Source organism: Halomarina oriensis (genome assembly GCF_009791395.1).
GTDB lineage: Archaea > Halobacteriota > Halobacteria > Halobacteriales > Haloarculaceae > Halomarina > Halomarina oriensis.
Genome location: NZ_WSZK01000009.1, coordinates 66,937 through 76,776, shown reverse-complemented (window position 1 = coordinate 76,776; position 9,840 = coordinate 66,937). Strand labels below are relative to the sequence as shown.

At 66.6% G+C, this 9,840-nt stretch carries 6 protein-coding genes; 3 read left to right on the top strand and 3 right to left on the bottom strand.

From position 1 onward, the window contains the following. The first annotated feature begins 158 nt into the window (after positions 1–158). Both GQS65_RS04270 and GQS65_RS04265 read left to right on the top strand, forming a co-directional pair. A complete protein-coding gene (locus GQS65_RS04270; protein WP_158203434.1) occupies positions 159–1,025 on the top strand; it encodes a DUF7351 domain-containing protein in 867 nt (288 codons plus the stop codon). Between the two features lie 32 nt (positions 1,026–1,057). Beyond that, entirely contained in the window at positions 1,058–2,842 is a 1,785-nt protein-coding gene (locus GQS65_RS04265; RefSeq protein ID WP_158203433.1) for a DUF7351 domain-containing protein, read from the top strand. Between the two features lie 170 nt (positions 2,843–3,012). On the opposite strand, the gene GQS65_RS04260 is transcribed toward GQS65_RS04265, so the two are convergent. The 3 genes from GQS65_RS04260 to GQS65_RS04250 all read right to left on the bottom strand — a co-directional run bounded on the left by GQS65_RS04260 (position 3,013) and on the right by GQS65_RS04250 (position 8,572). After that, the gene (locus tag GQS65_RS04260; protein WP_368279817.1) at positions 3,013–4,653 is read right to left on the bottom strand and encodes a preprotein translocase subunit SecD; all 1,641 of its coding nucleotides are present in this window, start codon (positions 4,651–4,653) and stop codon (positions 3,013–3,015) included. A 58-nt stretch (positions 4,654–4,711) separates the two neighbouring features. Beyond that, positions 4,712–5,596: a protein translocase subunit SecF gene (gene secF, locus GQS65_RS04255; RefSeq protein WP_158203432.1), complete on the bottom strand. Its 885-nt coding sequence runs from the start codon at positions 5,594–5,596 to the stop codon at positions 4,712–4,714. Positions 5,597–5,749: 153 nt separating this feature from the next. After that, positions 5,750–8,572, bottom strand: coding sequence for a bacterio-opsin activator domain-containing protein (locus GQS65_RS04250; RefSeq protein ID WP_158203431.1), 2,823 nt, complete (start codon positions 8,570–8,572; stop codon positions 5,750–5,752). Between the two features lie 238 nt (positions 8,573–8,810). Between GQS65_RS04250 and GQS65_RS04245 the strand changes: the two genes are divergently transcribed. Beyond that, the gene (locus GQS65_RS04245) at positions 8,811–9,812 is read left to right on the top strand and encodes a hypothetical protein (RefSeq protein WP_233265019.1); all 1,002 of its coding nucleotides are present in this window, start codon (positions 8,811–8,813) and stop codon (positions 9,810–9,812) included. Positions 9,813–9,840 lie beyond the last annotated feature (28 nt).

Sequence of the window (9,840 nt, the reverse complement as noted above, 5' to 3'; positions counted from 1 at the left end):
ACGTCGAAGCCACCTACGACCGGAACCGGGGACGCCGGGCGACAGCATCCGCCACGTCGTCGACGACGACCTGACCGTCCTCGACTGGAGCGTCGACGGCGAACGGCCCGGACGCTCGGTACACTCACCGCGCAGCGGACGCCCGTCGACGGCCCTCGATGCGAAGCGGCGAGGGGCCGTTCTCGCTACTGGCCGACGAGACGCGACTGGGCGTCGTCGAGGCACTCGGTGACGCCACCGACGGCGGCCGGTACGCGAAGCTATCGTACTCGGACGTCCGCGCGGCGCTCCCGGAGAGTGCGCGGGGGAACCTCAACTACCACCTGCGAAAGCTCCGGAACCGATTCGTCAGGCGGACCGACGACGGCTACCGACTGTCCACGGCCGGTATCCGGGTGTACCAGGCCATCTCCGCCGGGGCGTTCCACGACGAACGACCGGTGGTCGACCCGACGCCCGTCGAGCGACGGTGCGGGGAGTGTGCGGACCGCCTCCGAGTCGCCTACCGCGACGGCCGGGCCGAGGTTCGCTGTCCGACCTGCGAGAGGTGCGTCCACCGCTCGCCGCTCCCGCCGAACGCGTTCGACCCGGCGTCGCCCGCGGACCTCCTCGCGGCCTGTATCGGGAGGGCGAGGGCGGACCTCCGCTCGATGTGGTTCGGTCTCTGTCCGTACTGCTCCGGGTACGTGGACCGTGACCTCTCGGCGGCCGCCGTCACGAACGAGGGGGCCGACGCCGTCGCGGACCTCCGCTGTACCCTCTGTGGCTGGTCCAGGCGACCGACCCTCGGAGCGGTCGTGGACCGCCACCACGCGGCGACGGTGTTCTACGAGGAGCGGGCGGTCACACCGCCGACCCGGCCGGAAGCCGCGAGCGACCGCGAGACGGAGGTCCGCGAGACGGATCCGCTCCGAGTGGTCGTGACGACTCGCCCCGACGGTGCGGATGGCGACACCCTCCGACACGTCGTCGACGAGGATCTCCAGGTCGTCGAGTGGGCGGTCAACGGCAGCGGTGGGTCGTAACGGTCATCAGACGCAGCGACGACTGGCGAACCATGTGTGGCGACGAGGCGGCGAACCCGTTCTCGCTGCTGGCCAACGAGACGCGACTGGGCGTCGTCGAAGCCATCGGAAACGCGAGCGGCGGTGGCGAGTACGCCACGCTCTCCCACTCGACGGTGCAGGAGGCGCTGGGCGGGGTCGATTCGGGGAAGCTCAACTACCACCTGCGTCAGCTTCGTGGTCGGTTCGTCGAACGGACCGACGACGGCTACCGCCTGACCCTCCCCGGCATCAGAGTGTATCAGGCCCTGGTCTCGGGGGCGTTCGACGGGGAGCGGCCGTCCGTCGAACCGGTCGAACTGGAACACGACTGTGAGACGTGTGGCGACCCGATGACCGTCTCCTACGAGCAGGGGCGTTTCTTCGTCAGGTGTCCGACGTGTGACGTCGTCTACCAGCGCTACCCCATCTCGCCCAACGCGGTCGACGAGTCCGACGCACAGTCGCTGCTCGACGTGAGCATGTGGACCTGTCACATCGACACGTGGACGATGCTCAGAGGCATCTGCCCGTACTGCTCCGGGGCCGTCGAACGAACGTTCTCCCCGGAGGACCGTGTCGGGACGAACAACGACGACTGGGACCTGTTCGCCTACCTGTCGTGCCGGTCGTGTGGCTGGTTCAACCACGTCACGGCCGAGATGGTCGCGCTCCACCACCACGCGACGACGACGTTCTACGACGAACGAGGGCTGTCGGAGCAGTACATGGACGTGAAACTCGACAGCGAGTGGACCGTCACCGTCCACTCGGAGGACCCGCTCCGTGCCCGCGTCGAGATCACGCACGACGGCGACACCATCCGGTTCCTCCTCGACGAACACCTCGAGGTCGTCGACTGGTCGGTCGACGGGGAACGACCCCACCGGTCGGGGGCGACACCCCGGCGACGGCGGGCCGCGAGCGACGACCCGGCACCACGCAGTCGGATGGAGGCGTCGCTGTCGATACTGGCCGACGAGACGCGGTTGGCTATCGTCGAGGTGCTCGGCGACGCCGGCGGGGGCGGCGAGGACGCGGCACTCCCGTACTCGACGATTCGTGACCGACTCGCCACCGGGGACACCGGGAACCTCAGCTACCACCTCAAGCGACTCCGCGGCCGGTTCGTCGACCCGGTCGACGAGGGCTACCGACTGACTATCTCCGGCATCCGGGCGTACCAGGCGGTCGCTTCGGGGCGGTTCGAGCGGGACCGACCGACCGTCGAACCGACGCCGTTCGGCGAGCGATGCGCGGAGTGCGACGGACTACTGCAGGCGTCCTATCTCGACGGTCGGTTCATCGTCCGCTGCAACGGCTGTAGCGTGCGCTGGTTCCGTTACCCGCTCTCACCAAACGCGTTCGATCCCGATGACGTTCAGCAACTCGTCGAAGCGGCGTTCACGAGGAACTACACCGACCTGCGCTCGATGTTCGCCGGAATCTGTCCGTACTGTTCGAGCGGGGTCGCTCGGACGGTGTCCGGGAGCGACCGAGGGGAGATGGGCGTCGACGAGGACACCGTCTTCGCACACCTTTCGTGTCTCCGCTGTTCGTGGTTCGCCCTTCCACGCGTGGATATGGTCGCGTTTCTACACCACGCGACGGCGACGTACTTCGAACGGCACGGCAGACCGAAACCCAGCGCCGGAATGATCGTCGACGGCGAGTGGACGACGACGGTCCGCTCGGAAGACCCTCTACGGGTTCAGGTCGATATCGAACTGGACGGAGACACCCTGCATCACGTCGTCGACGAGGACCTCCAGGTCGTCGAGTGGACCGTACTGGACTGATGTCAGACTGCTATGAGTAACTGACTTCTCCAAACGCCTTTATCATCACACTTCAACGCTCAGGTAGTGGACGCGGGCTACTCCCGTGCCTCTGACATAGCCTGCTCGCGTCCACACGAACTCTTGGTCCCGCTGACGCGACGGACGAACGGACGGTTCTCTCGATTCACTCAGTCGAGCACGACGCTCCTGAGAATGTCGCCGTACGCCGGTCGTGTGACGAGGACCCCCACGAGGACGCCGACGATGGTGACGATGGCGAACCCTTGCAGGTCACCGAGCGACAGCACTGCGAGCGGACTCAGCGCGATGATGGTCGTCGCGGCGGCCGCTCCGATGACCCAGAACGCCTTGCGGAACCGTGACTCGAAGACGCGGCCGGTCTTCACGTCCCCGCTCTGGAGGATCTCGTCGGCGATGATGACCAGGTCGTCCACCCCCGTCCCGATGACGGCGATGAACCCCGCGATGTGCGAGAGGTCCAGCGCGAGTCCGACGGCGGCGGCGAAGCCGAGGAGGATGTACACCTCGGCGGCCGCCGTCAACGCCATCGGCAGCGCGACGCCCGGTTGACGGTAACGGGCGAAGACGACGCCCGTGACGGCGACCATGGCGACCAGCCCCGTCACGACGGAGAACGTCTTGAACCGCTCGGCGAGCGTCGGCTGGAGGTAGTAGCTCGTGCCGCTGTCGACGTCGAGTTCGGTCGGTAGCGCGCCGGCCTGCAGGTCGAGTTTCAGCTGCTGGGCCGTCGCACGGTCGGGGGCGCTCGTGGAGAACGACGGGTCCTGCACGAAGTCGCCGTTGGCGAACAGCTGTGCGAGGCTGGGCCGGATGCCGGCCTTGTAGACGACCTCGCCCCGAATCTCGCCGTCGACGACGCCCCCACCGCGGACGGTGTAGAGGCAGTAGCCGTCGGAGTCCGACGGCTGGCGAGTTCGGCAGGCGTTGACACCCTCCTCGGTGAACCCGAAGCGCTGCATCGCGTTCGTGAGGTTCCGGGCGGCGTCGGTGGTCAGCGTCGTCGGGACGACCGGTTGGCCGTTCTCGTCCTCTCTGACCTGCCCGACACCGGCGATACCGTCCTGCGTGAACAGCGGGACGTTGCGGTAGGTGCCGTTCTCGCCGGGGAAGTGCGCGACGACGACGACCTGTCCGCGGTCACCGATGAGTTCGAGCACCTCGCCGCGTGTCGCGCCGGGCACCTCGACGAGGACGAAGCTCTGGTCGGCCGACCGCGAGATGGCGACGTCACCACCCTGGAGCGACCCCGCACCGCTGATCTTGTCCTCGAGGACCTGGACGGCCGTTTCGAGCGTCTGCTCGGTCACGCCGTCGCGGATATCACCGGTCGAGACGTCGTAGCCGACCCCCTGGAGCGCACTCGAGAACTCCTCGGTGGTGGCGTTCCGGGTGAACAGTTCGACGGTACTGGTCTCGGCGCGTGCCTCGACGTCGAGTTCCGAGACGCCCAGTTCGCTGGCCACCTCGCGCTCGACGGTCGTCTCCTCCTCGGCCGAGAACTCGACGCCCTCGGCGGTCATGCCGACCAGCGGCGCACGGATGCGCGTCCCGCCGGAGAGTTCGAGACCGAACCGCAGGTTCGTCGGCCCGTCGTCGGTCTGGACCGTCCGTGTGACCGTGGTGTTGGTGGCGTTCGAGGCGTTCGACTCCTGCTGGGCGGCCGACAGCTGATTCGACGCGGCCGCCGAGTCGGGTGCGGAGTCGCCCGTCGGGGCGAACAGCGCGACGCTGGAGAGGACGACGAACACGACGAGGAGGACGACCCGCCAGTTGTCCCGTACGTTCACAGGGACCACCTCGTGGTCCCCGTGAGCCAGCGAGCAGCCGACAGGATGCGAGTGCGGTTCATTTGGCGATTCCCTCGTACTTGTAGTAGCGAAGCAGGCTCACGTTGAGCAGGTAGGTGTTCATCAGGTCGGCGGTGAGGCCGAACACGAGCACGATACCGACCTCCGGGAGCAGCGGGATGCCGAAGACGAACCGCGAGGAGACGAGCGTCATCACGCTCATCGCCACGATGGAGGTGACGGTCATCGTCACCCCGGTACGCATCGCGCGGTAGGTCGACTCGTAGAAGCCTCCCGACCGCCGGAGGATGTGGTTGTTGAGCAGGAGGTCGGAGTCGACGGAGTACCCGATGAGCATCAGGAGGGCCGCGACGGTCCCCAAGGTGAGTCGGATGCCGAAGAGGTTCATCAGCGCGAGCGGGATGACGATGTCCGAGAACGCGCTGGCGACGACGGCGATGGAGGGGACGAACGTCCGGAACAGCGCGAAGACGAGGACGCTCATCCCGAGGAACGCGACGGCGATACCGATGAGCGCCTGCTGCTGGGACTCGGCGGAGAACGACGCCGAGCGTGAACTCACCGACTCGACGCCGTAGCCCAGTTCGTCGGCGGCACTGGTTATCTCTCTGACCTCACTGTTCTCGGTCGCCTGGAAGGTGACGAGATAGGAGTTCCCGCTGCCGGCCTGCTGGACCGACTCGACCTCGTAGGGGACCCGCGATTCGAAGGCCGTCGTGATCTCGGCCGGTGACGCGTCGGTCGACACCTGGAGTTCGGTGCCGCCCGTGAACGCGATGCCGGGCGTGACCGGTGCGCCGGTCATGGCGTACCAGCCGACGAGGACGGCGAGGGCCAACCCCAGGACGAGGAGGGGAACCGCTACGAGCTGTCGGTTGCTGTAGCGAGTGTAGTCGATAGTCGACACCTCGAATCGAGACATGGGCGACGGTGCGAATCGGCCGTGGTTAAGCGTTCCTTTTCGGAAATCGGACGAGCGGCTCCTCGGCCGAAACGAGAGGAAACGACGCCACTCACGAACGGGACGAGCGACGAACGACGGGTCGGGGATGGGTCGGAGTCGGGAGGGGGTGGGCTACCCTTCGAGCAGCATCGAGAACAGTTTGCGCTCGGCCGCCCGGAGGTGCTTGTTGAACGTCGGCTGGGAGATGTCCAGCGAGTTGGCCACCTCCTGACCGGTCCGGTCGCGGGGCCACTCGAAGAAGCCGCTGGCGAACGCCGTCCGCAGCACCTCGTGCTGGCGGTCGGTCAGGCGTTCGGAGATACCCGCACGCACGTCGCGGCGGGTCTGGGCCGACGACGAGCGGTTGCGACGGGCCAGCAGGTCCGTGTCGGGGTAGCGCCGCTGGACGGCCTCGACGAACTCCCGGACGTCGGCGTCCTGCGGGAGTTCGACGACGACGCGCGCACCGGTCTCGTCGACGTGGACCGAGCGCGTCACCGCGCCGCAGTCCGCGAGGTGGGTGGCGACGATGTCCCGCTGCAGGCGCATCTCACAGCGGATGGCGTCGTCGTCCTCGGCGATGATGCCGACGTGTTCGATACCGACGAACTCGTCTTCGAGCGCCCGAATCGCGTCGGCGTCGGTGCCGTGGGCACTACAGAAGACGAGCGTACTCTTGCCGGACTCGTGGACGATATCGTCGATTTCGAGGCGACAGTCGGCGGCCTCGGCGAACGACCGCAGCGGCATCTCGTCGTCTATCTGGAGTTCGAGTTCCGTCACGCGGTCGGCGAGCATCGTCCGGCGGGTCTCGACGTTGTTGATGGCGTTGGCGATGGTGCCGCCGAACTCCGCGAGCACCTCGCGGCGCATCGTGTCGAAGGCGTCCTGCTGGGTGGCGTAGACGGCGAGCACGCCGTAGAGCACGTCGCCGTGGAGCAGCGGGACGGCGAGCACCGAGAGGTAGTCGTTCGAGAGGGCGGTGCGTCGCCACGGTTCGTCCTGGAAGCCGGTCGCCACCTCGCTGACGACGACCTGTTCGCGGGTCGCCGCGGCGCGGGCGGCGGGTTCGGCGAACTCCTCGCCCAGCGAGAGGTCGACGCTGTCGAGGTAGCCTCGTTCGTCGCCCGCGGTCGCCCGCGAGACGAGTTCGCCGTCCTCGACGGCGGCGGTCCAGGCGAAGCCGAACTCGTCGGCGGTGACGAGTCGTTCACAGACCGCGGTCTCTATCTCCTCGCGCGTGGTCGCGCCCACGAGGGCGGCGTCGACCGACCGGATGATATCGTTGGTCTGTTTCAGATCGGTCAGCCGGGCGTTCTGTTCGCGGAGTTCCTCGTCGCGCTCGCGCAGTTCGTTCTCGCGTTCGACACGGTCGAGGGCCGCTTCGGCGCTCGCGGCCAGCAGGTCGACCAACTCGGTCGTCTGGTCGTCGAACGCATCGGCGGTCGTCGACTCGGCGAAGAGGACGCCGTGTTCACCGAGCGGGACGTAGAGTCCCGAACGGAACGCCGTCTCCTCGTCGTAGACCGACTCGGCCTCGCGGATATCGCCGTAGCTGAGCAGGTCACCGGCGACGAACGAGCGCCAGACGAGCGCCGGGTTCGCGGGGCCGACGGTCGGCAGGTCGCCGACGAGTTCCGTCATCTCGGGCGACCACGAGGCGGGGTCGAGACGACCCTTGTCGCCGTCGAAGAGGTAGACACCGACGCCCTGGAGGTCTAGCACGTCGGAGGCCGTCTCGACGATGAGGTCGCTCACGTCCAGTCGGTCCTCGGCCGTCAGCAGTTCCCGCGTCGAACTGTGGAGCGCGGTGAGTGTCTGCTCGTAGCGCTTGCGGTCGGTGATGTCACGCGCGACGCCGACGAACCCGTTGGACCCGTCGCGGCGCCCGAGCATCGAGAAGCGCGTCTCGATGGGAATCGACCCGCCCTCCTTCGTGGCGAGGTTGGTGTCGACACTGGCGACGTCGTCGCCCGATTCGAGCATCTGGGCGGAGAGCGCTTCGACCATCTCGAAGACGTCGTCGTCGGCGAGTTTCTGGGAGTGTTCGCCGATGAGTTCCTCGCGGGCGAACCCGGTCATCTCCGAGGTGGCGTCGTTGACCCACTCCATCCGGAAGTTGGGGTCGAGCGAGTAGACCGCGTCGTCGACGGTCTCGAGGATGGTCTCGTAGCGTTCGAGTTCCTCCTGACGACGTTCACGCTCGATGACTGGTTCGAGGATGTCGGCGACGCGTGCGAGCAACTGCTGCTCTGCGGTCCCGAACTCGCGTGCGTGACTGGTGTACGCGACGAGCACACCCCACGGCCCGTCCGTGAGGTCCAGGCCGAGCGCGATACCGCCGGCGACGTCGTCGACGGTGGTGTCCGCACTGACCGTCCCCGTCGCGTCGAGGGCGGCCCGTGCGAGGGAGTCGTCGTCCGAGAGCGTCTCCGGACCGCGCCACCCCGACTCGGCGACGAGCGAGAGCACGTCGTCGTCGGCGCGGTACTGGAGGAGCCCACACCGGTCGATACCGAGCGACGCCTGGATGAGCGCGGTGGCCTCCTCGAACAGGCGTGGGAGGTTGTCGCCTTCGAGCGCCGCCTGCCGGAGGGTGGCGAGCGCCTCGCGTTTGGTCGCTCTGTCCACCGCGTCCGGCGTCCCGACGGCGTTCTCCAGTCGCCGGTGGAGCAGGCGGGGCGGAGCGTCGTTCGAGACGACGTCGGTCGCGCCGGCCGCCAGCACGTCGCCGGTGGTGACGTCGTCGCCGACGCGGACGACGATGGGAACCTCGGTGTCGACCGTCCGAAGCCGATCGACGGCTTCGGCGCTGGTCGTCTCGTCGAGATCACCGTCGACCAACACACAGTCTACGTGCGTGCCCGCGGAGACGCGGTCGAGCGCCTCCGGAACGCTCGCCCTGTCGATAGTCAGCCCTTTCACGTCGTTTTCGGTCTCGTTAACACCAGCCACGTGGAGCACACGTAGGGGGGTGTTCGTCCTGTCGTTTTGTACCCGACCCGTAATCATCGATTAACAAGCACAACTACAACTTCTTAAGTCGTTCGGCACCGGCTGCACGAATCCATTGCTTTTGCCGGTATAATTCTCGATTGTATGAACGTTAAGTTCTCTACTTCGTGAATGTTGTACTACCAAGACTGTTTAATGCAAAGCTTTACGTAGTCATATTCCACAGATTGGGCTGAACATGGCACACGAACTGGTCGACCTCACCCCACAGCAACCCTCCCTGCCCGTCGGACGTGATCAGACGGACCTCATCGGAGAGGTAACCGCCGTCGAACTCCCCGATATCGTCCTCGATGTCGTTGACGAGTACGAACGCGTCCTCTCGGACCGCGATACGTTCCTCTGGCAGTGGATCCACAGCCTCTTCGACGCGTTCACGCTCTCGTCGGTCGACGACCGAGACCTTCTCGAAGTCAAAGAGGTTAAGACACTCTTTACGGTGTTCATCACCACGCTCGACGACCTCATCGAGTCCCACGACGACAAGGTGACCTTCGAGGAGGCCCGACGCGTCGTCCGCGACCCGGACACCGTCGACCCCTCACGCGAGGGTGTGAACGGGGAGGTCCTGGCGTTCATCGAGGACCTCTGGGGACGAATCGACGAGAGCCTCCGGGCCGCCCCCCGGTACGGCGAGTTCAAGGACATCTTCGAGTACGACCTCCGACAGGGGTTCAACGCGATGGAGTACACGCGACTGGTCAGCGACAACGCACACATCGCCAACGCGACGGGTGCGCGGACCTACGACGCGCACAACATGGTGCTGTTCCCCTACACCGACATCGACCTGATGTTCTCCTCGGGGTTCGCCCTCGACGACCTCTCGGCACTCCGCGACCTCACGTGGGACCTCCAGAAGATGGCCCGCATCGGCAACTGGGTCACGACCTGGGAGCGCGAACTCACCGAGGGCGACTACTCCGCCGGCGTCATCGTCCAGGCCATCCAGGACAACGTCGTCAACGCCGACGAACTCGACCCGGCCGGTGACCTCGAGTCCATCGTCGAGCGCATCAAGGAGTGCGGTGTCGAGGAGGCGTTCCTCGACGAGTGGTGTCAGCGCCACAAACGGGTCTGCGAACGCGAGTACGACATCGAGAGCGTCGACGTCGCCGCCTACATCGGCGGGATGGAGACGGTCATGGAGTACCACCTCGCCAGTCGCGGCATGAAGTGACGCCCCGCACGGTTCGACCAGTTCTGTG